General features: G+C 69.3%; 23 protein-coding genes and 1 other RNA gene. 19 read left to right on the top strand and 5 right to left on the bottom strand.

Going from position 1 to position 22,767, the window contains the following annotated elements:
- On the bottom strand, positions 1–441 hold the full coding sequence (locus tag MYL53_RS01130; protein WP_247851522.1) for a Z-ring associated ZapG family protein: 441 nt from the start codon (positions 439–441) through the stop codon (positions 1–3).
- Between the two features lie 205 nt (positions 442–646).
- On the opposite strand from MYL53_RS01130, the gene zapE reads away from it, so the two are divergent.
- From zapE to MYL53_RS01170, 8 genes are all read left to right on the top strand, one after another.
- Positions 647–1,804: a cell division protein ZapE gene (gene zapE / locus MYL53_RS01135; protein WP_247851523.1), complete on the top strand. Its 1,158-nt coding sequence runs from the start codon at positions 647–649 to the stop codon at positions 1,802–1,804.
- 367 nt (positions 1,805–2,171) lie between these two features.
- Positions 2,172–2,600, top strand: coding sequence for a 50S ribosomal protein L13 (rplM, locus tag MYL53_RS01140; protein ID WP_097788653.1), 429 nt, complete (start codon positions 2,172–2,174; stop codon positions 2,598–2,600).
- Positions 2,601–2,613: 13 nt separating this feature from the next.
- Positions 2,614–3,003 carry a 30S ribosomal protein S9 gene (gene rpsI, locus MYL53_RS01145; RefSeq protein ID WP_247851524.1) on the top strand — a complete coding sequence of 130 codons (390 nt, stop codon included), beginning with the start codon at positions 2,614–2,616 and terminating at the stop codon, positions 3,001–3,003.
- Between the two features lie 206 nt (positions 3,004–3,209).
- Entirely contained in the window at positions 3,210–3,809 is a 600-nt protein-coding gene (gene petA / locus MYL53_RS01150; RefSeq protein WP_247851525.1) for a ubiquinol-cytochrome c reductase iron-sulfur subunit, read from the top strand.
- Complete coding sequence (locus tag MYL53_RS01155) at positions 3,809–5,071, top strand: cytochrome b (protein WP_247851526.1); 1,263 nt, start codon at positions 3,809–3,811, stop codon at positions 5,069–5,071. Before petA ends, MYL53_RS01155 begins: the two co-directional genes overlap by 1 nt.
- Positions 5,068–5,835, top strand: a complete 768-nt coding sequence (locus MYL53_RS01160) for a cytochrome c1 (RefSeq protein ID WP_247851527.1) — start codon at positions 5,068–5,070, stop codon at positions 5,833–5,835. The genes MYL53_RS01155 and MYL53_RS01160 overlap by 4 nt, the downstream gene beginning before the upstream one ends.
- A gap of 140 nt (positions 5,836–5,975) precedes the next feature.
- Entirely contained in the window at positions 5,976–6,602 is a 627-nt protein-coding gene (gene sspA, locus MYL53_RS01165) for a stringent starvation protein SspA (RefSeq protein WP_247851528.1), read from the top strand.
- 55 nt (positions 6,603–6,657) lie between these two features.
- Complete coding sequence (locus tag MYL53_RS01170; protein ID WP_247851529.1) at positions 6,658–7,125, top strand: ClpXP protease specificity-enhancing factor; 468 nt, start codon at positions 6,658–6,660, stop codon at positions 7,123–7,125.
- Between the two features lie 91 nt (positions 7,126–7,216).
- Here the strand turns inward: MYL53_RS01170 and MYL53_RS01175 are convergent, their stop codons facing one another.
- Genes MYL53_RS01175 through MYL53_RS01190 form a run of 4 tightly spaced genes read right to left on the bottom strand, consistent with a single transcriptional unit; the run spans position 7,217 to position 10,541 of the window.
- The gene (locus tag MYL53_RS01175) at positions 7,217–7,801 is read right to left on the bottom strand and encodes a BON domain-containing protein (RefSeq protein ID WP_247851530.1); all 585 of its coding nucleotides are present in this window, start codon (positions 7,799–7,801) and stop codon (positions 7,217–7,219) included.
- A 5-nt stretch (positions 7,802–7,806) separates the two neighbouring features.
- Positions 7,807–8,400 carry a phosphoheptose isomerase gene (locus MYL53_RS01180; RefSeq protein WP_247851531.1) on the bottom strand — a complete coding sequence of 198 codons (594 nt, stop codon included), beginning with the start codon at positions 8,398–8,400 and terminating at the stop codon, positions 7,807–7,809.
- A 25-nt stretch (positions 8,401–8,425) separates the two neighbouring features.
- Entirely contained in the window at positions 8,426–8,794 is a 369-nt protein-coding gene (locus MYL53_RS01185; RefSeq protein ID WP_247851532.1) for a YraN family protein, read from the bottom strand.
- A complete protein-coding gene (locus tag MYL53_RS01190; RefSeq protein ID WP_247851533.1) occupies positions 8,778–10,541 on the bottom strand; it encodes a penicillin-binding protein activator in 1,764 nt (587 codons plus the stop codon). Before MYL53_RS01190 ends, MYL53_RS01185 begins: the two co-directional genes overlap by 17 nt.
- 46 nt (positions 10,542–10,587) lie before the next feature.
- Between MYL53_RS01190 and rsmI the strand changes: the two genes are divergently transcribed.
- The 11 genes from rsmI to murG all read left to right on the top strand — a co-directional run bounded on the left by rsmI (position 10,588) and on the right by murG (position 22,713).
- Positions 10,588–11,445 (top strand): 16S rRNA (cytidine(1402)-2'-O)-methyltransferase, encoded by an 858-nt coding sequence (rsmI, locus tag MYL53_RS01195; RefSeq protein WP_247851534.1) that lies wholly within the window; start codon positions 10,588–10,590, stop codon positions 11,443–11,445.
- Between the two features lie 32 nt (positions 11,446–11,477).
- Positions 11,478–11,830: RNase P RNA component class A (gene rnpB / locus MYL53_RS01200), an RNA gene on the top strand.
- 68 nt (positions 11,831–11,898) lie between these two features.
- Positions 11,899–12,855 carry a 16S rRNA (cytosine(1402)-N(4))-methyltransferase RsmH gene (gene rsmH / locus MYL53_RS01205; protein ID WP_247851535.1) on the top strand — a complete coding sequence of 319 codons (957 nt, stop codon included), beginning with the start codon at positions 11,899–11,901 and terminating at the stop codon, positions 12,853–12,855.
- 10 nt (positions 12,856–12,865) lie between these two features.
- Entirely contained in the window at positions 12,866–13,192 is a 327-nt protein-coding gene (gene ftsL / locus MYL53_RS01210) for a cell division protein FtsL (protein WP_247851536.1), read from the top strand.
- Complete coding sequence (locus MYL53_RS01215; RefSeq protein ID WP_282103352.1) at positions 13,189–14,904, top strand: peptidoglycan D,D-transpeptidase FtsI family protein; 1,716 nt, start codon at positions 13,189–13,191, stop codon at positions 14,902–14,904. The genes ftsL and MYL53_RS01215 overlap by 4 nt, the downstream gene beginning before the upstream one ends.
- A gap of 82 nt (positions 14,905–14,986) precedes the next feature.
- Complete coding sequence (locus tag MYL53_RS01220; RefSeq protein ID WP_247851537.1) at positions 14,987–16,492, top strand: UDP-N-acetylmuramoyl-L-alanyl-D-glutamate--2,6-diaminopimelate ligase; 1,506 nt, start codon at positions 14,987–14,989, stop codon at positions 16,490–16,492.
- A complete protein-coding gene (locus MYL53_RS01225; RefSeq protein ID WP_247851538.1) occupies positions 16,489–17,868 on the top strand; it encodes a UDP-N-acetylmuramoyl-tripeptide--D-alanyl-D-alanine ligase in 1,380 nt (459 codons plus the stop codon). The genes MYL53_RS01220 and MYL53_RS01225 overlap by 4 nt, the downstream gene beginning before the upstream one ends.
- Before the next feature lie 8 nt (positions 17,869–17,876).
- Complete coding sequence (gene mraY, locus MYL53_RS01230; RefSeq protein WP_247851539.1) at positions 17,877–18,959, top strand: phospho-N-acetylmuramoyl-pentapeptide-transferase; 1,083 nt, start codon at positions 17,877–17,879, stop codon at positions 18,957–18,959.
- A gap of 24 nt (positions 18,960–18,983) precedes the next feature.
- The gene (murD, locus tag MYL53_RS01235) at positions 18,984–20,390 is read left to right on the top strand and encodes a UDP-N-acetylmuramoyl-L-alanine--D-glutamate ligase (RefSeq protein WP_247851540.1); all 1,407 of its coding nucleotides are present in this window, start codon (positions 18,984–18,986) and stop codon (positions 20,388–20,390) included.
- A complete protein-coding gene (gene ftsW / locus MYL53_RS01240; RefSeq protein ID WP_247851541.1) occupies positions 20,387–21,631 on the top strand; it encodes a putative lipid II flippase FtsW in 1,245 nt (414 codons plus the stop codon). The genes murD and ftsW overlap by 4 nt, the downstream gene beginning before the upstream one ends.
- The gene (murG, locus tag MYL53_RS01245; RefSeq protein WP_247851542.1) at positions 21,628–22,713 is read left to right on the top strand and encodes an undecaprenyldiphospho-muramoylpentapeptide beta-N-acetylglucosaminyltransferase; all 1,086 of its coding nucleotides are present in this window, start codon (positions 21,628–21,630) and stop codon (positions 22,711–22,713) included. The genes ftsW and murG overlap by 4 nt, the downstream gene beginning before the upstream one ends.
- The last annotated feature ends 54 nt before the right edge of the window (positions 22,714–22,767 follow it).

Below are 22,767 nucleotides of genomic sequence, written 5' to 3' on the forward strand. Positions count from 1 at the left end.
TCAGTAGCGGGGCGGCTGGGGCGCGTCGCCGTCGTTCTGCTTGAGGCCGAAGTCTTCGGAGAGGGTGCCGCGATTGCCGTCGGCGTAGTCGCGAGGGGCGGCGAGATCCGCGCTGGCATCGGCCTCGGCGCTGACCGCTTCGGCGGCCGGTGCCGGTGCGGGGCCGAGCTCGGGGCGGCGGGGCGCTTCGACGTTGAGGCGGGTGGTGGCCTCGCCGACTTCCCTGTTCAGCGCGTCGGCCAGGCCGCCCAGGCGCTCGAAATGCTCGCTGACGCCGTCGCGCAGCTCGGTCAGCTGGCGATCGCGTTCGGCCAGGCGCTGGCGCAGCGCCTGGGCATTGCGCGCCCCGGCATTGATCAGGTGATAGCCCAGCACGCCGAAGCCGATTCCGGCCAGCAGGCAGGCGGCGCCCAGCATCCAGTTGATATTGCTTATTTCCACGTTGTTCTCCAGAGCGGTCGATCGGCTCGGCGTCGGCGACCGGCTCCATGCCGGGCGCGACGGCGCGCCCATTATAGGGCCGAGGCGGACGCCGGGGTCAACGACCGCCCGGCGATGCCAAGCGACGGCCCGGCGCGTATAATCCCTCTCTTTCACCGGATGCCGAGGACCATCGCCCCCCATGTCCATGAGCGAGAGTCACAGGATGCCGACTGCCGCCGCGCCGACCACCCCGATGGGTCGCTACCGTGCCGATCTCGAACGCGACGACTTCGCGTACGATCCTGCCCAGGAGCAGGCCGTGGCGCATCTGCAGCGCCTCTTCGATGAGCTGCTGGCCAGGCCGCGCGACAGCGCCCGACCGGCGCCGGCGGGCAAGGGGCTGAAGTCGCGCATGGCCGGGCTGTTCGGCAAGCGCAGCGAGCCCGAGGCGCCGGCACTGCCCGAGGTGACGGGGCTCTACTTCTGGGGCGGCGTGGGGCGCGGCAAGACCTACCTGGTGGATACCTTCTTCGAGGCGCTGCCGTTCCCGGAGAAGATGCGTACCCATTTCCATCGCTTCATGCAGCGGGTGCACAACGAGCTCGAGCATTACAAGGGCGAGAAGAATCCGCTGACCCTGGTGGCCGACAAGTTCGCCACCGAGGCGCGGGTGATCTGCTTCGACGAATTCTTCGTCAAGGACATCACCGACGCGATGATCCTGGCCAACCTGCTCGAGGCGCTGTTCGCCCGCGGCGTGGTGCTGGTGGCGACCTCGAACATCGTGCCGGCCGAGCTCTACAAGGATGGCCTGCAGCGGGCGCGCTTCCTGCCGGCGATCGACCTGCTGGAGCGCCACTGCGAGGTGGTCAACGTCGACTCCGGCATCGACTACCGGCTGCGCGCCCTGGAGCGCGCCGAGATCTTCCATACGCCGCTGGACGAGGCCGCCGAGGACGAGCTGGCGCGCAGCTTTCGTGAGATCGCCGGCCACGAGGGCGAGAGCGGGGCACCGATCGAGATCAACCATCGGGTACTGCACAGCCGCCGGCTCCATGACGACGTGGTGTGGTTCGAATTCGAGGAGCTCTGCGACGGGCCGCGCAGCCAGAACGACTACATCGAGCTGGCGCGCGAGTATCACAGCGTGCTGGTGTCCAACGTGCCGCGCATGGACGGCGCCAGCGACGATCAGGCGAGGCGCTTCATCAACATGGTCGACGAGTTCTATGATCGCGGCGTCAAGCTGCTGATGTCCGCCGAGGCGCCGGCCGAGCGGCTCTACCGCGACGGCAAGCTGGAATTCGAGTTCGAGCGCACCCTCTCACGGCTGCAGGAGATGCAGTCGAGGGAGTATCTGGCCCTGCCGCACAAGCCCTAGCCGGTGCACGAAAGTCGCTGCGCTCGGCTATACGGCGTTAAAAATCAGCTCGTGCGCGAGCCCGGTCAAAGTCCTCATTTACGGCCAGTAAACTCGCACGCGAGCCCGGTCCGCCTTCTCGCTGATTTTTGCCTTGTCTAGCCTTCGCTCGCTGACTTTTCGACTTTTCGACTTTTCAGATGTTGGCTTGAGCGTTTTTGTGCAAGGGATTCCTGCCTTGGGGCGGAAAGCATTGTCCTGGCGGAGTAGGGCGTGTAGAATTCGCGCGCTTGACCGTTGTCGTCCCCGGGCGGCAACCAAGAAAAATAGGGATGGTCCGAACCGCCGAGGCGGGCAAGACCCAATACATCGATTTGGTGATTCACCCATGAAGACGTTCACTGCCAAGCCGCAGTCCGTCCAGCGCGACTGGTACGTCGTCGACGCTGCGGACAAGACTCTGGGCCGTCTGGCCACCGAGATCGCTCGCCGCCTGCGTGGCAAGCACAAGCCGGAATACACCCCGCACGTTGACACCGGCGACTACATCGTCGTGATCAACGCCGAGAAGGTGAAGGTTACCGGCAACAAGGCGAGCGCCAAGAACTACTACCGTCACACCGGTTATCCGGGTGGCCTGCGCTCCATGAACTTCGAGAAGATGATCGCTCACGCACCGGAGCGCGTCATCGAGTCCGCGGTCAAGGGCATGCTCCCGAAGGGTCCGCTGGGTCGTGCCATGTACTCCAAGCTCAAGGTCTACGCCGGCACCGAGCATCCGCACGCCGCGCAGCAGCCGCAAGAACTGAACATCTGAGGGAGTTTTCGCCATGACACAGCAGTATTACGGTACCGGTCGCCGCAAGACCTCTACCGCCCGCGTCTTCCTGAAGCCGGGCACCGGCAAGATCACCGTCAACAACCGTGAGCTGGACGAGTTCTTCGGCCGCGTCACCGGCCGCATGGTGGTCCGTCAGCCGCTCGAGCTGACCGAGACCCTCGGCCAGTTCGACGTCTACGTGACCGTCAAGGGTGGCGGCGGCAGCGCCCAGGCCGGCGCCATCCGTCACGGCCTGACCCGCGCCCTGATCCAGTACAACGAAGACTTCCGCAAGCCGCTGCGCGATGCCGGTTACGTCACTCGTGACGCCCGTGAAGTCGAGCGTAAGAAGATCGGTCTGCGCAAGGCCCGTCGTCGTCCGCAGTTCTCCAAGCGCTGATCTGCGACGAGCCTCGTCAAGAACGCCCGGGTCCCAGGACCCGGGCGTTTTTTTGTGCGAGGTCAAGAATCTGCCGCCTGTGGCCCGGGTGTCGCGGAGGGTGTGTTGTGCGGGATGCGGCCTTTACCTACCATGGAATGCATTCCTTGCTGCGTCGTCGCGGCTCCGCCGGTCCAGCCGGCCAGCTGAAAGGGAGAATGACAACAATGACAGACAGCGGCGTGAACAAGGGGCGGCGCCGTTTCCTCGTGGGAGCCACCACCGTCGTCGGCGCCATCGGAGCGGTCGGCGTGGCGGTGCCCTTCGTGGCCTCCTGGCAGCCCAGCGCGCGAGCGCGGGCCGCGGGGGCGCCGATCAAGGCCGATATCTCCAAGCTCGAGCCCGGTCAGCGCATGATCGTCGAGTGGCGCGGTCGGCCGATCTGGATTCTCAATCGCACGCCCGAGATGATCGCGCGGACCGAGGCGCTGGGCGCCGATCGCCTGGCCGATCCCGATTCCCGTGAGCCGCAGCAGCCCGACTATGCCGACGGGCCGATGCGCGCCATTCGCCCCGAGATCGGGGTGCTGATCGGCATCTGCACGCATCTGGGCTGTTCGCCGCTGTTCAAGCCGGACCCCGATGCCGAGGGCGTCGGCGTCGCGAACTGGCCGGGCGGCTTCTTCTGCCCCTGTCACGGGTCGCGCTTCGACCTGGCGGGCCGCGTGTTCGTCAACGTGCCGGCGCCGCTCAACCTCGAGGTTCCCCCGTATCGCTTCGAGAGCGACGACGTGATCGTCGTCGGCGAGGATGAGGAGACGGCCTGATGGCAGACCCGAACAAGCCCAAGGCGGAACGTGGCGTCATGCGCTGGGTCGACGATCGCTTCCCGGCGACCCAGATGTGGCAGGAGCATCTGTCGAGGTATTACGCGCCGAAGAACTTCAACGTCTGGTATTTCTTCGGTTCGCTGGCGCTGCTGGTGCTGGTCAACCAGATCCTCACCGGTATCTGGCTGACCATGAGCTTCAATCCCTCCGCGGAAGGCGCCTTCGCCTCGGTGGAGTACATCATGCGCGACGTGGAGTGGGGCTGGCTGATCCGCTACATGCACTCCACCGGCGCCTCGGCGTTCTTCATCGTGGTCTATCTGCACATGTTCCGCGGCCTGCTCTACGGCTCCTATCGGGCGCCGCGGGAGCTGGTGTGGATCTTCGGCATGGCGATCTATCTGGCGCTGATGGCCGAGGCGTTCATGGGTTATCTGCTGCCCTGGGGGCAGATGTCCTACTGGGGGGCGCAGGTGATCATCTCGCTGTTCTCGGCCATTCCCGGCATCGGGCCCGACCTGGCCCAGTGGATCCGCGGCGACTACCTGATCTCCGGCATCACCCTGAACCGTTTCTTCGCCCTGCACGTGGTGGCGCTGCCGATCGTGATCCTGGCGCTGGTGGTGCTGCACATCATCGCCCTGCACGAGGTGGGGTCCAACAACCCCGACGGCATCGACATCAAGGCCAGGAAAGACGAGAGCGGCAGGCCCTTGGACGGCATCCCCTTCCATCCCTACTACACGGTCAAGGACCTGGTCGGGGTGGCGGTGTTCCTGTTCGTGTTCTGCGGCGTGATCTTCTACTTCCCGGAAGGCGGCGGCTACTTCCTCGAGAAGCCCAACTTCGAGCCGGCCGACCCGCTGAAGACGCCGGATCATATCGCGCCGGTGTGGTACTTCACGCCCTTCTACGCGATCCTGCGCGCCATCACCTTCTCGCTGTTCGGCCTCGAGGCCAAGTTCCTCGGCGTGCTGTGCATGGGGGCGGCCATCGCGGTGCTGTTCGTGCTGCCCTGGCTGGATCGCAGCCGAGTGCGCTCCATTCGCTACAAGGGTTGGGTCTCGAAGCTGATGCTGGCGCTGTTCGCGGCCAGCTTCGTCACGCTCGGCGTGCTCGGCGTGCTGCCACCGACCACGGCGCGCACGGCGCTGGCCCAGCTCTGTACCGTGATCTACTTCGCCTTCTTTCTGCTGATGCCGTTCTACAGCCGCTGGGAGAAGACCAAACCCGTTCCGGAGAGGGTGACTGGCCGATGAAAACGCGACTGCTGGCCCTGCTCCTGATGCTGCTGCCGACGCTCGGCTTCGCCGCCGGTGACGGGGTGCATCTGCGCGAGATGACGCCGGACCTGAGGGATCGGGCGTCGCTGCAGCGGGGCATGAAACTCTTCGTCAACTACTGCATGGGCTGTCATTCGCTGCAGTATCAGCGCTTCTCGCGGGCGGCGGAGGATCTGGACATGCCCCGGGATCTGGTGGAAGACAATCTGATCTTTTCCTCCGGGCTCGGCTTCAACGACCAGATGCGCAGCGCCATGTCGGCCGACGACGGAGAGGGCTGGTTCGGCGCGGCGCCGCCGGACCTGACCCTGGAGGCGCGGCTGCGCGGCAGCGACTGGATCTACTCCTATCTGCTCGGCTTCTATCGCGATCCGTCGCGGCCCACCGGCGTCAACAATCGGGTCTTCCCGCTGGTGGCCATGCCCAACGTGCTGGAGCCGCTGCAGGGCGTGCAGGAGAAGGTCTGCGCCGCCTCCGAGCATCCCGCCGAGGGCGCCGAGATCGACCCGCTCACCGGCAAGTACCAGTCCTGCGAGGTTCTCAAGGTGACGCGGCCGGGCGCCATGGCGCCCGAAGGGTTCGAGGGTGCGGTCTACGACCTGACCAACTTCCTGGCCTACGTCGGCGAGCCGTCCCGGCTGAAGGCCGAGGCGCTGGCGCCGAAGGTGCTGATCTTCATCCTCATCTTCGGTGTCATCGCCTATTTGCTCAAGCGCGAATACTGGCGCGACATTCACTGAGGCATCCGGCCGCCCGGGGCGCATGGCATCGGTCATGCGCCCCGGGCGTGTGCCGGGACGATCGCGCGGTGCCACACGACGCCCCGAGAGGCGATGCGTCGTGTTATCATGCCGCCACGAACTGATGCGAGGATGGTTTCATGGGTGTAGTGGCCAAGCGGTCATCGATGATCTTCTATTCCGGGGGCGATGATCATTACAGTCATCGGGTGCGTATCGTGCTCGCCGAGAAGGGCGTGGCAGTGGATATCGTCGAGGTCACCGAGGAGAGCCACCCCGAGGAGCTCGCCGACCTCAATCCCTATAACAGCGTGCCCACGCTGCTCGACCGGGATCTGGTGCTCTACGAATCCAAGGTGATGATGGAGTACCTCGACGAGCGGTTCCCGCATCCGCCGCTGCTGCCGGTCTATCCGGTCGCCCGGGCGCAGAGTCGGCTGTGGATGCACCGCATCGAGCGCGAGTGGTGCCCGATGGTCGAGCAGATCCAGAACGGCTCGAAGAAGGAGGCCGAGAAGGCCCGCAAGGAGCTGCGCGAGAGCCTGGTCGGCATCTCGCCGATCTTCGAGGACATGCCGTTCTTCATGAGCGAGGAGTTCACCCTGGTGGACTGCTGCCTGGCCCCGATCCTGTGGCGCCTGCCGGCGCTCGGCATCGAGCTGCCGGAGAAGCAGATCAAGCCGCTGATGGGCTACATGGAGCGCGTCTTCGATCGCGAGGGCTTCAAGGCCTCGCTGAGCGAAGCCGAGCGCGAGATGCGTCCCTGAATGTTCTTTCCCGCCCCGGCGTGACGCCGGGGCCGCTTTACTGGAGGGCCAACCGATGCAATCGAGCCGTCCCTATATTGCCCGGGCCCTGTACGAGTGGCTGCTGGACAACGAGCTGACGCCCTATATCGTGGTCGATGCCGAGCAGGCGGGCGTCGAGGTGCCGCGACAGTTCGTGCAGAACGGCCAGATCGTGCTCAACCTCGGCGTCAGCGCCATTCGCGACCTGTCGATGACCAATGAGGCCATCGCCTTCTCGGCGCGCTTCGGCGGTCAGCCGACGCAGATCATGGTGCCGACCGAGGCGCTGATCGCCCTGTACGCTCGTGAGAACGGCGTCGGCATGGTGTTCGGTCACGAGCCGGTGATGCCGGCCGACGATGCCAACGACGTGGCGGACGAGGCCTCGGAAGACGAAGCGCCGGGGCTGTCCAGCGTCGAGCGTGATGACGACACCAGCGCCGGCGGCGAGTCGGAAGAGGCGCCGAAGAAGGGGCGTCCCTCGCTGCGCGTGGTCAAGTAGCGCTCACGGCACCGCGAGCGGAAACGAAAAACGGCAGGCCCTTGGGCCTGCCGTTTTTTTCGCCTGGCGGCGGTTCTCGGTCGATCGGGCCTCAGTCGAGATAGTCGAACACCTTGACGATGCGCTGCATGCCACCGACGTTGCGGACGGCAGTGACGATGCGCTCGGCTTCCGCGCGGCGCACGATGCCCATCAGGTAGACGCTGTCGTTCTCGGTGACGATGCGCAGGTGGCTGGAGTCGATGCTCTCGTCGGCGACCAGGGCCGTGCGGATCCGCGTCTCGAGCCAGGTGTCGGCGAGTCGCTGGCTGGCCGGCAGGTTGGCGGCCACGCTCAGCTGATTGTGGACGCGACGCACGTTGCGGACCTCGTCGGCCACGCGTTCGGCCATGTCCTTGAGCTCCTGGCTCGGTACCTGGCCGGTCAGCAGCACCACGCCGTTGTAGCTGTCGACGTTGATGCGTGCGTCGCCGAGGCGCGCGTCGGTGGTGCCGAGGTTGTGCGAGATCTTGGTCTCGATGCTGTCGTCCTCGACCTTGGTGCCGGCGGTGCGCTCGCTGTAGTTCTCGTTGATGGGGCCGGAGGTGGTGGCCGCCGTCATGGTGGTACAGCCGGACAGGGTCAGCAGCAGGGCCAGCGGCAGGCCGATCAGGAGGCGGGGCTTGTTGTCGATCATGGGCATCACTCGCTTGCGCCGAAGAGTTGCTCGTCGATGAGGTCGCACAGACAGTGGATCACCAGCAGGTGGACTTCCTGGATGCGGGCGGTCGAGGTCGCGGGGACGCGGATCTCGCAATCGTCCTGGCCGAGCAGGGAGGCCATGTTGCCGCCGTCGCGGCCGGTCAGGGCGACCACCGTCATCTCGCGGTCGTGAGCGGCCTGGATGGCCTGGATGACGTTGCCGGAGTTGCCGCTGGTGGAGATCGCCAGCAGCACGTCGCCGGGCTGGCCGAGGGCGCGCACCTGCTTGGAGTACACCTCGTTATAGCTGTAGTCGTTGGCGATCGAAGTCAGCGTCGAGGTGTCGGTGGTCAGCGCCAGGGCCGGCAGGCTGGGGCGTTCACGTTCGAAGCGGTTGAGCAGCTCGGAAGAGAAATGCTGGCTGTCACCGGCGCTGCCGCCGTTGCCGCAGGCCAGGATCTTGCCCTCGTTGACCAGGGCCTGGACCATCATCTGGCTGGCGACCTCGATGAAGGGCGGCAGCACCTCGCTGGCGTAGGTCTTGGTGTCGATGCTGGCGTTGAAGTGTCCGAGAATGTGGTTCTGGAAATCCATCGTGGCTTCCTGGTCCTTGGGCGGGTCAGAACGCTTCGAAGGCGCCGGGGATCCACTCGAACTCGAGCTCGGGCGGATGGCCGGTCGCGGCTAGCACGTCGAAGCGGCAGGCACATGATAGCCCGTTGCGATACAGATAAAAACGCGCCGCCTGGATCAGGCGGCGCTGCTTGGTGGCGGTGACGGTCTCGAGCGGATGGCCGTGGCGGGCGTTCTTGCGGTGGCGGACCTCGACGAACACCAGGGTCTCGCCATCGCGCATCACCAGGTCGAGCTCGCCGCCCTTGGCGTGCTGGTTGGCGGCCTCGAGCACCAGGCCGCGGGCCATCAGCCAGTCGGCGGCGAGGCGCTCGATGATCGCGCCTCGGGCGCGGGCGTCAGCGGGATGCGTCATCGCCGAAGGCGTTCATGTCGATCGCCGGCTGCGGCACGCCGTCCTCGAAGCGGGCCCAGGGCAGCTGGCGATGGATGCGGCCGTCCTGGTCGGCGCTCAGGGTGCCGGTGGCGCCGAACATCTCGCTGCCGGGGATGGCCTGGAACTGCGGCAGCCGGCGGGCCAGCTCGTAGGCGTCCACGCCCATGGCCATCAGGCGGAACAGGTTGGGATCGGACTCGTCGCGCAGCTGGCGGTAGCTGTCGAGGAAGGGCAGGGCCTCTTCGCCGCCCACTGCGGCATCCGGGATCTGCCAGGGGATGTCGACGAACATCACGCCGTCCAGATCCTTGTCGAGGCGCGGCTGTGGGCGGCCCTCGTAGAGATGCGAGGTGGCGTAGACCGGCAGCCCCTGCTCGTAGGCGTAGTAGTCGATGGTCGGCGGCACCTGGCGGGCGTACTCGGGCAGCGCCAGCAGGAACAGCATGTCGGCGCGGTTCGAGCCCAGCGCGCGGCGGGTGCTCTCGGTGGCCGGCCGGCCCGGATTGTAGCGCACGGCATTGGCGATCGTGCCGTCGCGCTCGCGCCAGGCGCTGGCGAAGGCCTCGCCGACGCGGCGGCCCCAGGCGTTGTCCGGCACCAGCAGCGAGGCGGTCCGTCGGCCGTCCTGGCGGCCGCGGGCGGCGACCTCGCGGGCCTCGTCCTCGGCGGAGAGGCCGTACTGGAAGAGCCCCTGGGCGCTGCTGTGTTCATCCTCGCCGTAGTTGAGCGCCAGGGTCGGCATCGGCACGCTGTCGCGGCGCTCCAGGGCGGTGACGGCGTCCTTGTCCAGCGGGCCGATGACCACCTGGGCGCCGTCCTGCTTGGCTTCCCGGTAGAGGGCGTCGAAGTTGCCGCCGGAGGAGTCGATGAAGGTCAGCTGGGCGCCGCTGGCGCCGCCGTTGACGGTGCTCATGTGGTGGGCGCGCAGGCCTTCCTCGATGGCGTCGGCCACCCCGGCCAGGGGGCCGGACTCGGGCAGGAAGACGGCGATGTGGCGCACGTCCTGGCCGCGCAGGTCGCGCAGCGCCAGGATCTTGGCCGGCAGCTGGCGCGCCGCGGGATGGTCGGGATGGCTGTTGCGCCAGTCGTCGAGGCGGGCGAACAGGCGCTCGATGTCGCCGCCGCTGGCGCGGACCAGCTCGGCCAGGTCGAGCCAGGCCTGGGTCGGCTCGCTGGCGCCGTCGCGCAGCTCGTCGATGGCGCCGGGCGCCAGTCGCGAGAGCTGCTCCCAGATCGGGTCGTTGAGGTCGAGGCGCCCGCTGCTGGCCTGCAGCTGCAGCAGCGCCTTGGCGGCGGCGCGAGGTTCGTCGACCTGGCCCAGGGCGCGGGCCTGGCGCTCGCGCAGCAGCTCGGCCTGGTCGCGGGGCAGCTGCAGTTCGCCGAGCGGCTGGGCGGCCTGGATCACCGCCCAGGGATCGTCCTCGGTCTCGCCCAGATCGGAGAGCAGCATCGCCCAGCGGCCGCGATCCTCGACGGAGAGGCGGCTGTCGTCGATGCCCTTGGCGATCTCCAGTGCCTGGGGGCGGTTGCCCTGGCGTGCTAGGATATCGGCCGCCTGAAGCCGCGACAGCGCGGCCTGCTCGGGGGCCTGCTGCTCGGCCTGGGCCAGCAGCTGGTCCGGATCGCCGACGGGCTGTCGTTCGGTGATGCCAGGCTGGAAGGCGCAGCCGGCCAGCCACAGTGCCACGAAGGCGGCGGCCAGCGGGCCGCGAGACGAAATCTTCATGAATCCTTCCTTGTCCTCACGTGCGAAAAGCTTCCCGGGAGCCTAAATGACAGACGCCATATCAGGGGTATTGTACGTGGTCGCCACGCCGATTGGGAATCTGGACGACCTGAGCCCCCGTGCCGCGCGGCTGCTGGGCGAGGTCGATCTGGTGGCCGCCGAGGACACTCGGCATACGGCCCGCCTGTTGCGCCACCTGGGCGTGGTGCCGCCGATGCTCTCGCTGCATGAGCACAACGAGGCGGCGCGGGTCGAGCGGATCGACGCCCGGCTGGCCGCCGGAGAATCCGTGGCCCTGGTCAGCGATGCCGGCACGCCGCTGATCAGCGATCCCGGTTTCGTGCTGGTGCGCGAGCTGCGCGCCCGTGGTCGGCGCGTGGTGCCGGTGCCCGGGGCCTGCGCCCTGGTGGCGGCGCTCTCGGCGGCGGGGCTGCCCACCGATCGCTTCCTGTTCCAGGGCTTCCTGCCGGCCAAGGGCGGGACCCGGCGCGGTCGGCTCGAGGCGCTGGCCGAGCGCGAGGAGACGCTGGTGTTCTACGAGTCGCCGCATCGCATCCGCGATACCCTGGCCGACCTCGGCGCGGTGCTCGGCGAGCGCCGGGTGGTGCTGGCCCGGGAGCTGACCAAGACCTTCGAAACGTTCCTCGAGGGCTCGCCCGAGGCGCTGCTGGCGAGGATGGCGGACGACCCTGACCAGACCCGCGGCGAGTTCGTGGTCATGGTGGCCGGCGCGCCGCCGAAGTCGGCCGACGAGGCCGCCAGCGTCGACGCCGATGCGCTGCTTGCCGCGATGCTGGCCGAGGGCGTGGGGGTCAAGCAGGCCGCGGCAGTGGCGGCGCGCACCCTGGGCGGCGCCAAGAAGGCCTGGTATGCCCGGGCGCAAACGCTCAAGGACGGGGATTGAGGGGGTGCCAGGGCGCTGGTATGCTTGCCGCGGGAGTTGGCCAGACAGCCGCCGCCGGAGCGATCCGGGGGAGGAAAGTCCGGGCTCCACAGGGCAGAGTGCCAGGTAACGCCTGGGCGGCGTGAGCCGACGGAAAGTGCAGCAGAGAGCAGACCGCCTACGTCTCCTTCGGGAGGCCGGTAAGGGTGAAAGGGTGCGGTAAGAGCGCACCGCGCGCCTGGCAACAGTGCGTGGCACGGTAAACCCCACTCGGAGCAAGACCAAATAGGAACCCGTTGGCGTGGCCCGCGCTGGGTTCGGGTAGGTTGCTTGAGGGCGACGGTGACGTCGCCCCTAGAGGAATGGCTGTCCCCGACAGAACCCGGCTTATCGGCCGACTCCCCACGAATTTCCCTGCGCGCCGCCGCTCGGCGGCGCCCCGCCACTCGTAAGACCAGCCGCCAAGAGAAGTGCATGACGTCAACCGCCCCCGAACACGCCCCCCGCGGCTTTCGCCATGCCAGCGTGCTGCTCGATGGGGCGGTCGACGCCCTGATTCACGACCCGGCAGGCCACTTTCTCGACGGCACCTTCGGTCGCGGCGGTCACTCCCGGGCGATCCTCGAGCGGCTCGCGCCCGAAGGCCGGCTGCTGGCCATCGATCGTGACCCCCAGGCCATCGCCGAGGCGGCGACCATCGACGATGAGCGCTTCGCCATCGATCAGGGCGAATTCGCCCGCCTGGGCGAGTTCGCCGAGGCCCGCGGCCTGCACGGACGGCTGGCCGGGGTGCTGCTCGACGTCGGCGTGTCCTCGCCCCAGCTCGACGACCCGGAGCGCGGCTTCAGCTTCCTGCGCGACGGCCCGCTCGACATGCGCATGGATCCGACCCGCGGCGAGAGCGCCGCGGAGTGGCTGGCCCGCGCCGCCGAGGGCGAGATCGCCCGGGTGTTCAAGACCTACGGCGAGGAGCGCTTCGCCCGACGGCTGGCCAAGGCCATCGTCGCCCGCCGCGTCGAGACGCCCTTCACCCGCACCGCCGACCTGGCCGAGGTGATCAAGACCGCCCATCCCGCCTGGGAGAAGGGCAAGCATCCTGCCACCCGCGCCTTCCAGGCACTGCGCATCCAGGTCAACGGCGAGCTCGATCAGCTCGACGCCGCCCTCGAGGCCGCCCTCGAGGCGCTGGCCCCCGGCGGCCATCTGGTGGTGATCAGCTTCCACTCGCTGGAGGATCGCCGGGTCAAGCGTTTCATCCGCGATCACGTGCGCGGCGACACGCACCTGCCCAAGGGGATTCCGCTGCGCGACGATCAGATTCAGCGCCGCCTGGAGTCCGTCGGCAAGGCGCGCCGCCCGGGGTCCGACGAGGTCGAGGCCAATCCGCGCGCGCGCAGCGCGGTGATGCGCGTGGCGCGCAAACGCTACTGAGAGGTTCACCATGGCTCAGGGACGCGACGCCATCACTTCCTCCTTCGCCTGGCCGCTGCGCCTGCGCCCGTCATGGAAGCTGGCGCTCAACGCCGTGCTGCTGCTGGCCTGCCTGGGCGTGGCCCTGGCGGTGATCGCCACCAGCCACCAGACGCGCGGCCAGTACGCCGAGCTGCAGCGGCTCGAGCGCGAGCATCAGCAGCTGCAGACCGAATGGAGCCAGCTGCTGCTCGAGGAGAGCGCCTGGTCCTCGCCGTCGCGCATCGAGCGGCTGGCCAGCGATCGGCTCGAGATGCGGCTGCCCGATATCGATGAGATCGAGGTCATCCGCCCATGAGCGATACGCCACGTCGCGCCGCTTCGCGGCGCCGCTCGTCGCCGGCGGCGCCCATGGGGCAGGCGCGCTATCGGGTGATGCTGGGGCTGGTGCTGATCGGCCTGGCGCTGCTCGCCGGCCGCATCGTCGACCTCAACGTCTTCGACCGCACCTTCCTGCAGGGGCAGGGCGACGCCCGCACCCTGCGCGTCGATCCGATTCCCGCCCACCGCGGCATGATCACCGATCGCCACGGCGAGCCGCTGGCGATCTCCACGCCGGTGGTCACACTGTGGGCCAATCCCCAGGACCTGCCCGATGACGGTATCCAGCGCCTGCGCCTGGCCCAGGCGCTGGGGCAGGATCCGGACGCGCTGAACGCACGGATCGAGCGCTATGCCGATCACGAGTTCATGTACCTGCAGCGTCGCATGACGCCGGTGGCGGCCCAGGAAGTGCTCGACCTGCACATTCCCGGCGTGCACAAGCGGGCCGAATACAAGCGCTACTACCCGGCCGGCGAGGTGGATGCCCAGCTGATCGGCGTGACCAACATCGACGATCACGGCCAGGAAGGCCTCGAGCTGGCCTACCAGTCCTACCTCTCCGGCGAGCCGGGCCAGCGTCGCGTGCTCAAGGATCGCCGCGGCCGGCTGGTGCGCGACCTGGAGGTGCTCAAGGAGGCCGAGCCCGGCGGCGACCTGACGCTGGCCCTCGACCAGCGGCTGCAGTACATGGCCTATCGCGAGCTCAAATCGGCGGTGGAGGAGAACGACGCCGACGGCGGCGTGCTGGTGACGCTCGACGCCCGTACCGGCGAGGTGCTGGCGATGGCCAACCAGCCCTCCTACAACCCCAACAATCGCGCCGGCCTCGATCCGAGTGGTCTGCGCAACCGGGCCATCGTCGATGTCTTCGAGCCCGGCTCGGTGATGAAGCCGCTGGCCATGTCGGCGCTGCTCGAGACCGGCAAGTTTCCGCCCGACACCGTGGTCGACACCTCGCCGGGCTGGATGGTCATCGACGGCTATACCATCAAGGACGTGATCAATCACGGCAAGCTGACGCTGGCCGGCATCCTCGAGCACTCTTCCAATATCGGCATGTCCAAGCTGACCCTGCAGCTCGACGAGCCGGTCGTGCCCCAGCGCTACCGGGCGCTGGGCTTCGACAGCGCGCCGGGTACCGGCTTCCCGGGCGAGGCCAGCGGCGAGGTGCCGTCGCCACGGGTGTGGTCGAGCAGCCAGTGGGCGGCGCTCTCCTACGGCTACGGCCTGTCGGTCTCCGCCCTGCAGCTGGCCAGCGCCTATACCGCCATCGCCAATCACGGCGAGCGCCTGCCGCCCTCGCTGCTGCGACTCAACCGGCCGCCGGCCGGCGAGCCGGTGATCGATCCCGACGTCGCCGATCGCGTGCTGGACATGATGGATCAGGTGGTGGAGCCGGATACCGCCTCGCGGCGCGCCGAGGTGCCCGGCTACACCGTGGCCGGCAAGACCGGTACGGTACGCAAGAGCGGCGACGGCGGCTACGAGAAGAATGCCTATCGCGCGTTGTTCGTGGGCATCGCCCCGGTCTCCGATCCGCGCCTGATCACGGTGGTGATGATCGACCATCCGCGCGGCGACTCCTACTACGGCGGCTCCGTCGCGGCGCCGGTGTTCTCCCGGGTGACCGGCAAGGCGCTGAGGATCCTCGACGTGCCGCCGGACAATCTGGGAGACGACTCATGATCGACGCCCCGTTCGTGCATTGCGCATCCGTGTGCCGCTTGTTCGTCTATCGCTTGTTTGTCCACCGAAAGGAGACATCGTCATGGACGTGATCGCCGACCGCCTCATCGAGGCGCTGAGCGCGCACTGGCCCCGCCGGCGCGAGGCGCTGGCCGGGGTCGCGCTGCCCGAGCGGCCGCGGCTGATCCTGGACAGCCGCGAGCTTGCCGCCGGCGACGTCTTCCTCGCCGTGCCCGGCGTCGCGGTGGACGGGCGCGACTACATCGCCGCGGCCCTCGAGGCCGGCGCTGCCCTGGTGCTGGCCCATGACGACGACACAACCCTGCCGGACGATCCGCGGGTGGTGGCACTGCCGCACCTGCGCACCCGGCTCGGCGAGCTGGGGCGCGATCTGTTTGCCGTGCCCGAGGCCCTCGAGCTGATCGGCGTCACCGGCACCAACGGCAAGAGCTCGGTGACCCACTACATCGCCGCCTTGAGCGAACGCCTCGGCCGGCCGGCCGGCATGATCGGCACCCTGGGCCACGGTCGCCCGGGGGCGCTGGTCGAGGGGCGGTTGACCACGCCGGGGCCGCTGGCGCTGCAGGCCGCGCTCGGCGAACTGGCCGGCGAGGGTCTCGAACGCGTGGCCATGGAGACGTCGTCCCATGCCCTGGAGCAGGGCCGGCTCGACGCCTGCCGGATCACCGCCGCGGTGTTCACCAATCTGAGCCGCGACCATCTCGACTATCACGGCAGCATGGCTGCCTACGCCGCGGCCAAGGCGCGGCTGTTCCGCCGCGGCGAGCTCGAGCTGGCGGTGGTCAACGCCGACGATCCGCTGGCGCGGCTGATGCTGGCCGGCCTGGGCGAGGGCGTGCGGGTACTGGCGGTGGGCGAGGACGAGGCCGTGACACTGCGCGTGGTGGACTGGGTGCCCCACGGCGAGGGCCAGCGCGCGCTGATCGCCACGCCCGACGGCGAGCGCGTGCTCACGCTGCCGCTGATGGGGCGTTTCAACCTGACCAACGTGCTGTTGGCCATCGCCACGCTGCACGGGCTGGGCGAGGAGATCGATGCCCTGTTCGAGGCCGCCGCCGAACTCGCACCGGTGCCGGGGCGCATGCAGGCGCTGGTCGGCGAGGGCGAACCCACGGTGGTGATCGACTACGCCCATACCCCGGATGCCCTGGAGAACGCGCTGCAGGCGCTGCGCGCGCACCTTCCCGACAGCGGCCGGCTGTGGTGCCTGTTCGGCTGCGGCGGCGATCGCGACGCGGGCAAGCGCCCGCTGATGGCCGCCGCCGCCGAGCGCCACGCCGACCGGCTGGTGATCACCGATGACAATCCCCGCTCCGAGGCGCCGGCGGCGATCCGCCAGGCGATGCTCGAGGGGCTGTCCGAGGCTGGCCGTGAGATCGCTCGCGTGGTCGACGGCCGCGCCCGGGCGATCCGCGACGTCATCCGCGAGGCCGCTGCCGAGGACGTGATCCTGATCGCCGGCAAGGGCCACGAGGCCTATCAGGAGATCGATGGCGTGCGCCACGCCTTCTCGGACCTCGATGAGGCCGAGGCGGCGCTGGCCGCCCGCCGGGAGGGCGGGGCATGAGCGGCGTCGGTCTCGCCACGCTTGCCGAGGTCGCCAGCGCGCTCGGCCTCGCCGCGTCCGAAGTCGGTAGGGAAGCCGAGTGGTCGGTAGATGAAATCGTCACCGACACCCGCCGCCTGGGACCGGGGGCGCTGTTCGTGGCGCTGACCGGCGAGCGTTTCGACGGGCATGATTTCATCGCCGCCGCTCGCGAGGCGGGCGCGGTGGCCGCGGTGGTCGAGCGTCGCGTCGACGACCCGCTGCCGCAGCTCGAGGTCGCCGATGCCCGGCTGGCACTGGGCCTGCTGGGGCGCGCCCGGCGCCGTGCCTGGGGTGGCCCGCTGGTGGCGGTGACCGGTAACAGCGGCAAGACCACGGTCAAGCAGATGCTGGCCGCGCTGCTGGCCCGCCGCGGCGAGACCCTGGCCACCCGGGGCAATCTCAACAACGATATCGGCGCACCGCTGACGCTGCTCGAGCTGTCCCGCGAGCATCGCCAGGCGGTGGTCGAGCTCGGCGCCAACCATCTGGGCGAGATCGCCTGGACGGCGAGTCTGGCCGAGCCGCAGGTCGCGGTGATCACCAACGTCACCGGCGCCCACGTGGGCGAGTTCGGCGGTCCGGGGCGTATTGCCCAGGCCAAGGCCGAGATCCTGGTGTCGCTTCCCGGCGACGGGGTGGCGGTGCTCAACCGCGACGACCGCTATTTCGCCAGCTGGGCGAGCCTCGCGGCTCCGCGGGAAGTGCTGGATTTTGCCGTGGAAGGGCCGGCGCGTCTGCGTGCCGAGACACTGGTTTGCGATCCGCTCGGACGCTATGCTTTCACGCTGTTTCACGACGATCGCGAACTGGGGCGCGTGCAGCTCTCGCTGCTCGGCCGCCACAACGTGGCCAATGCCCTGGCGGCGGCCGGCGCGGCGCTGGCCATGGGTCTGGGCCCGGACGATGTCCTGGCCGGGCTCGAGGCCGTGGCGCCGATGGCGGGGCGTCTCAGCGTGGTGGAGGGCGTCAAGGGCTCGCGGCTGCTCGACGATACCTACAACGCCAACCCCGGCGCGGTGAAGGTCGCGCTCGACCTTCTGTCCAGCCTGCCGGGGCCGCACTGGTGCCTGCTGGGCGCCATGGGCGAGCTGGGCGAGGCATCGCAGCGGCTGCACGAAGAGGTGGGCCGCTACGCCCGCGAACGTGGCATCGACTTTCTCGGCACCCTCGGCGAGGCGGCGCGGCCGGCCAGCCGCGCCTTCGGCGAGGCGGGGTGTCATTTCGACGATCGGGAGGCGCTGACGCGCCACGTCCTCCAACATCTGCCGCCGGGGGCCAGCGTGCTGGTCAAGGGCTCGCGCAGTGCCGGCATGGAGGCCGTGGTGTCGGCGCTGTGTCCGGATGCATCAAGGTAAGGCATTACATGCTGCTCTTTCTGGCTGAACTGCTGGCGCAATTCCAGAGCGCCTTTCACGTCTTCAACTATCTGACCCTGCGCATGATCCTGGGCACCCTGACCGCTCTGGTGCTGTGTCTGTGGCTCGGGCCGAAGGTGATCCGCCGGCTGGTGGAGCGCCAGATCGGCCAGGCGGTGCGCGACGACGGCCCCCAGTCGCACCTGTCCAAGGCCGGTACGCCGACCATGGGCGGCGCCATGATCCTGATGGCCATCGCCGTAAGCACCCTGCTTTGGGGCGACCTGCGCAACCACTACGTGTGGGTGGTGCTGGCCGTGACCCTGGGCTTCGGCGCCATCGGCTGGGTCGACGACTATCGCAAGGTGGTGGAGAAGAATCCCCGTGGCCTGCCGGCGCGCTGGAAGTACTTCTGGCAGTCGGTGATCGGCCTGGGCGCGGCGGCGATCCTCTACGTCACCGCCGCCTCGCCGGTGGAGACCAGCCTGATCCTGCCGCTGTTCAAGGACTTCGTGCTGCAGCTCGGGCTGTTCTACGTGGTGCTCACCTACCTGGTGATCGTCGGCAGCTCCAACGCGGTGAACCTCACCGACGGCCTGGACGGCCTGGCGATCATGCCCACCGTGCTGGTGGCCATGGGTCTGGCGGTGTTCGCCTACGCCAGCGGCAATACCGTATTCGCCGAGTACCTGCAGATCCCGATGATTCCCGGCGCCGGCGAGCTGGCGGTGTTCTGTGCCACCATCGCCGGGGCGGGCCTCGGTTTCCTGTGGTTCAACACCTATCCGGCCCAGGTCTTCATGGGCGACGTGGGCGCGCTGGCGCTGGGCGCGGCCCTGGGGGTGGTGGCGGTGATCGTACGCCAGGAGATCGTGCTGTTCATCATGGGCGGGGTCTTCGTCATGGAGACCGTCTCGGTGATCCTGCAGGTGGGCTCCTACAAGCTCACCGGTCGCCGCATCTTCCGCATGGCGCCGCTGCATCACCACTTCGAACTCAAGGGCTGGCCGGAGCCGCGGGTCATCGTGCGCTTCTGGATCATCACCGTGGTGCTGGTGCTGCTGGGCCTGGCCACCCTGAAGATCCGCTGACGCCGCCGCGCTGAGGAGTCGACGATGGTCAAGGTGCCCAAGGGCGTTACGCTGGTGGTCGGGCTCGGGCTCTCCGGGCGCGCCATCTGCCGCCACCTGCAACGCCTCGAGCGACCCTTCATGGTCGCCGACACCCGCGCCGCGCCGCCAGGGCTGGACGAGTTTCGCGCCGCCCATCCGGGCGTCGCGGTCCACTGCGGGCCGCTGACCGAGCTGGACATGGTGGAGGCCCGCGAGGTCGTGGTCAGCCCCGGCGTCGATCCGCGAAGCCCCGGCCTCGATGCCCTGGCCGGGCGCCTCGGCGCCTCCGGCGAGCCGCTGATCGTCGGCGAGATCGCGCTGTTCGTGCGCGCGGCTCGGGCGCCCATCGCCGCCATCACCGGTGCCAACGCCAAGTCCACCGTGACCACGCTGCTCGGCGAGATGGCCGATGAGGCCGGCCGGCGCGTGGCGGTGGGCGGCAATCTCGGTACTCCGGCGCTGGACCTGCTGGTCGAGCGGCCCGATGCGGACCTGTACGTGCTCGAGCTGTCGAGCTTCCAGCTCGAGACCACGCCGCGTCTCGGCGCCGAGACCGCCGCCTTCCTCAATCTGTCCGAGGATCATCTGGACCGCCACGGCGACCTGGCCGGCTATCGCGCCGCCAAGCAGGCGATCTTCCGCGGGGCGCGCCATGCGGTCGTCAACGCCGAGGATCCGGCCACCTGGCCGGACGCGCCACCGCCGGCGCTCGAGCGCTTCACCACGGCGCCGCCCGCGGCCGATTCGGCCGCCGAGGCCGATGAGTGGGGCATCGCCGCTTACGACGACGGCAGCGGGCCCCGCGACTGGCTGATGCACGGCGCCGCGCCGCTGATGCCGGCCGATGCGGTGCGCCTGCCGGGGCGTCACAACCAGGCCAACGCCCTGGCGGCGCTGGCCATGGGGCATCGCCTGGGGTTCGAGCTTGCCGCCATGCGCCGCGTGCTCGAGCGCTTCCGCGGGCTGCCGCACCGCGGCGAGCTGATCGCCGACGCGGGCGGGGTGCGCTGGATCAACGACTCCAAGGGCACCAACGTGGGCGCGACCCTGGCCGCCATCGCCGGGCTCGGCCCGACGCTCTCCGGCCGGCTGATCCTGCTCGCCGGCGGGGTGGGGAAGGGCGCCGACTTCACGCCGCTGGCCGCGCCGCTGGCCCGCCACGGCCGCGAGGCGATCCTGTTCGGCCGTGACGCCGAGCGCCTGGCCGCCGCTCTCGACGGCGCAGTGGCGCTGAGCCGTGTCGACGATCTCGAGGCCGCCATGGCCCGGGCCGCCGAGATCGCCGCTCCCGGCGACTGCGTGCTGCTGTCGCCGGCCTGTGCCAGCCTCGACCAGTTCCCCAACTACCAGATCCGCGGCGAGGCCTTCCGGGCCGGCGTGGCGCGTCTGGTGCAGGAGACGCGCCGATGAGTCGCCTGGCCCGCCTTCGCGAACGGCTCTCCACCGCCCATCAGCCCTTCGACGGCTGGCTGGTGGTCGCCGCCCTGTCGCTGCTGCTGATCGGCTGGGTGATGGTCACCTCGGCCTCGACCGAGGTCGCCTCCAGCCTGACCGGCAACGCCTGGTACTTCAGCATTCGCCACGGCACTTTCCTGCTGGGCTCGCTGGTGATCGGCGCCCTGGCGCTGCGCGTGCCGATAGGATGGTGGAAGGCCAACGGGCCGCTGCTGCTGCTGGTCGGCCTCGTGCTGCTGGCCGCGGTGCTGGTCGCCGGTCGCGAGGTCAATGGCAGTCGGCGCTGGCTGTCGCTGCCCGGCGTACCCTTCAATCTTCAGGCCTCCGAGATCGCCAAGCTGTGCCTGATCGCCTATCTGGCCGGCTATCTGGAGCGCTTCCTGCCCCAGGTGCGCCGCCAGTGGGGCGCCTTCCTGCGCCCGCTGGTGGTGCTGGGACTCTACGGTGGCCTGCTGATCTTCGAGCCCGACTATGGCGCCGTGGTGGTGATGACCGGCTGCGTGATGGGCATGCTGATGATGGCCGGTGCGCCCTGGGGCCGCTTCCTGCTGCTGATGGTGCTGGTCGCCGCCCTGGGCGCCGTGGTGGCGATCGCCGAACCCTATCGCATGGCGCGCCTGACCAGCTTCGTCGATCCCTGGGCCGATCAGTTCGCCAGCGGCTACCAGCTGACCCAGGCGCTGATCGCCTTCGGCCGCGGTCACTGGCTGGGCACCGGACTCGGCAACAGCGTGCAGAAGCTGTTCTACCTGCCCGAGGCGCACACCGACTTCGTTTTCGCCGTGCTCGCCGAGGAACTGGGCCTGGTCGGCGCGATCAGCGTGATCGGCCTGTTCGCGCTGCTGGTGTGGCGCGCCATGGCGGTGGGGCGGCGCGCCGAGCTGGCGGGGCAGGCCTTTGCGGCCTACGTCTGCTACGGCATCGCCCTGGTGATCGGTGCCCAGGCCTTCATCAATATCGCGGTCAGCAGCGGCATGCTGCCCACCAAGGGACTGACGCTGCCGCTGCTCAGCTACGGTGGGTCGAGCCTGATGGTGAGCTGCATCATGGTGGCGATGCTGCTGCGGGTCGACATCGAGACCCGCCAGGCGGTGCGCCGTGCCAGCCCGACAGCGGCCCGGGACGCCGGCACGCGCCGCGCTCCATCAGGCAAGACCCCGTCCGCCCCTGGCAAGAACAAAGGAACGCAAGCATGAGTCGAGGCGAAGGGCGGCGCGCCCTGATCATGGCCGGCGGCACCGGCGGTCACGTCATTCCGGCCCTGTCGCTGGCCCGGGCCCTGCAGGCCCGGGGCGTCGAGGTCGAGTGGCTGGGCAGTCCGCGTGGCATCGAGAACCGGCTGGTGCCCGAGGCCGGCCTGCCGCTGCATCGCATCGCGGTGAGCGGCCTGCGCGGCAACGGGCTGGCCGGCTGGGCGATGGCGCCGTGGCGGCTGATCGGCGCGGTGCGCCAGGCCGGCCGGGTGATACACGACTTCGATCCTCAGCTGGTGGTGGGCCTCGGCGGCTTCGCCAGCGGCCCGGGGGGGCTGGCCGCCTGGCTGGCGCGCCGGCCGCTGGTGATCCACGAGCAGAACGCCGTGGCCGGGCTGACCAACCGCGTCCTGGCGAGGATGGCGCGCGGCGTCTATGCCGCCTTCCCCCAGGCCTTTCCGGGCCGCGCCGAGGTGGTCGGCAATCCGGTGCGCGACGATATCGCCGCCATCGGCGAGACGCCGCGCGGCGCCGCGACCATGCGCGCGCGGCCGCTGCGGCTGCTCGTGGTGGGCGGCTCGCTGGGCGCACTGGCGCTCAACCGTGGCATGCCCGAGGCGCTGGCCCGGCTGCCGGAGGCCGATCGGCCCGAGGTGCGCCACCAGGCCGGCCGCGACAAGGACGCGGCGACCCGCGAGGGCTATGAACAACATGGCGTGAAAGCGGACGTCAGCGCCTTTATCGATGACATGGCCGAGGCCTACGACTGGGCCGACCTGGTCGTGTGCCGGGCCGGCGCCCTGACCGTGGCGGAGCTGGCGGCGGCGGCCAAGCCGGCGCTGTTCGTGCCCTTCCCCCATGCGGTGGACGACCACCAGACCGCTAACGCGGCGGCGCTGGTGGCCCAGGGCGCCGCGGCCCTGATGCCGCAATCCGAGATGACCGCGGCGACGCTGGCCGACCGGCTGGCGGCGCTGCTCGACCCCGATACGCTTGCCACCATGGCCGCCGAGGCGCGAGGCTGTGCCCATCTCGACGCCATCGAGCGCCTGGTGGCCGGTTGCATGGAGACAGCTTTTGAGTGACCAGACCCTGGGGCCGGTTCCCGGCCAGACCACCCCCCCGCGCCTCGGCCGCGG

The organism is Halomonas getboli, from assembly GCF_023094245.1.
Classification (GTDB): domain Bacteria; phylum Pseudomonadota; class Gammaproteobacteria; order Pseudomonadales; family Halomonadaceae; genus Halomonas; species Halomonas getboli.

Bases quoted from the DNA above. Each gene is read 5' to 3' on its own strand.
- zapE (WP_247851523.1), top strand. From the start codon at position 647: ATGCCGACTGCCGCCGCGCCGACCACCCCGATGGGTCGCTACCGTGCC.
- rplM (WP_097788653.1), top strand. From the start codon at position 2,172: ATGAAGACGTTCACTGCCAAGCCGCAGTCCGTCCAGCGCGACTGGTAC.
- rpsI (WP_247851524.1), top strand. From the start codon at position 2,614: ATGACACAGCAGTATTACGGTACCGGTCGCCGCAAGACCTCTACCGCC.
- petA (WP_247851525.1), top strand. From the start codon at position 3,210: ATGACAGACAGCGGCGTGAACAAGGGGCGGCGCCGTTTCCTCGTGGGA.
- MYL53_RS01155 (WP_247851526.1), top strand. From the start codon at position 3,809: ATGGCAGACCCGAACAAGCCCAAGGCGGAACGTGGCGTCATGCGCTGG.
- MYL53_RS01160 (WP_247851527.1), top strand. From the start codon at position 5,068: ATGAAAACGCGACTGCTGGCCCTGCTCCTGATGCTGCTGCCGACGCTC.
- sspA (WP_247851528.1), top strand. From the start codon at position 5,976: ATGGGTGTAGTGGCCAAGCGGTCATCGATGATCTTCTATTCCGGGGGC.
- MYL53_RS01170 (WP_247851529.1), top strand. From the start codon at position 6,658: ATGCAATCGAGCCGTCCCTATATTGCCCGGGCCCTGTACGAGTGGCTG.
- MYL53_RS01175 (WP_247851530.1), bottom strand. From the start codon at position 7,801: ATGATCGACAACAAGCCCCGCCTCCTGATCGGCCTGCCGCTGGCCCTG.
- MYL53_RS01180 (WP_247851531.1), bottom strand. From the start codon at position 8,400: ATGGATTTCCAGAACCACATTCTCGGACACTTCAACGCCAGCATCGAC.
- MYL53_RS01185 (WP_247851532.1), bottom strand. From the start codon at position 8,794: ATGACGCATCCCGCTGACGCCCGCGCCCGAGGCGCGATCATCGAGCGC.
- MYL53_RS01190 (WP_247851533.1), bottom strand. From the start codon at position 10,541: ATGAAGATTTCGTCTCGCGGCCCGCTGGCCGCCGCCTTCGTGGCACTG.
- rsmI (WP_247851534.1), top strand. From the start codon at position 10,588: ATGACAGACGCCATATCAGGGGTATTGTACGTGGTCGCCACGCCGATT.
- rsmH (WP_247851535.1), top strand. From the start codon at position 11,899: ATGACGTCAACCGCCCCCGAACACGCCCCCCGCGGCTTTCGCCATGCC.
- ftsL (WP_247851536.1), top strand. From the start codon at position 12,866: ATGGCTCAGGGACGCGACGCCATCACTTCCTCCTTCGCCTGGCCGCTG.
- MYL53_RS01215 (WP_282103352.1), top strand. From the start codon at position 13,189: ATGAGCGATACGCCACGTCGCGCCGCTTCGCGGCGCCGCTCGTCGCCG.
- MYL53_RS01220 (WP_247851537.1), top strand. From the start codon at position 14,987: ATGGACGTGATCGCCGACCGCCTCATCGAGGCGCTGAGCGCGCACTGG.
- MYL53_RS01225 (WP_247851538.1), top strand. From the start codon at position 16,489: ATGAGCGGCGTCGGTCTCGCCACGCTTGCCGAGGTCGCCAGCGCGCTC.
- mraY (WP_247851539.1), top strand. From the start codon at position 17,877: ATGCTGCTCTTTCTGGCTGAACTGCTGGCGCAATTCCAGAGCGCCTTT.
- murD (WP_247851540.1), top strand. From the start codon at position 18,984: ATGGTCAAGGTGCCCAAGGGCGTTACGCTGGTGGTCGGGCTCGGGCTC.
- ftsW (WP_247851541.1), top strand. From the start codon at position 20,387: ATGAGTCGCCTGGCCCGCCTTCGCGAACGGCTCTCCACCGCCCATCAG.
- murG (WP_247851542.1), top strand. From the start codon at position 21,628: ATGAGTCGAGGCGAAGGGCGGCGCGCCCTGATCATGGCCGGCGGCACC.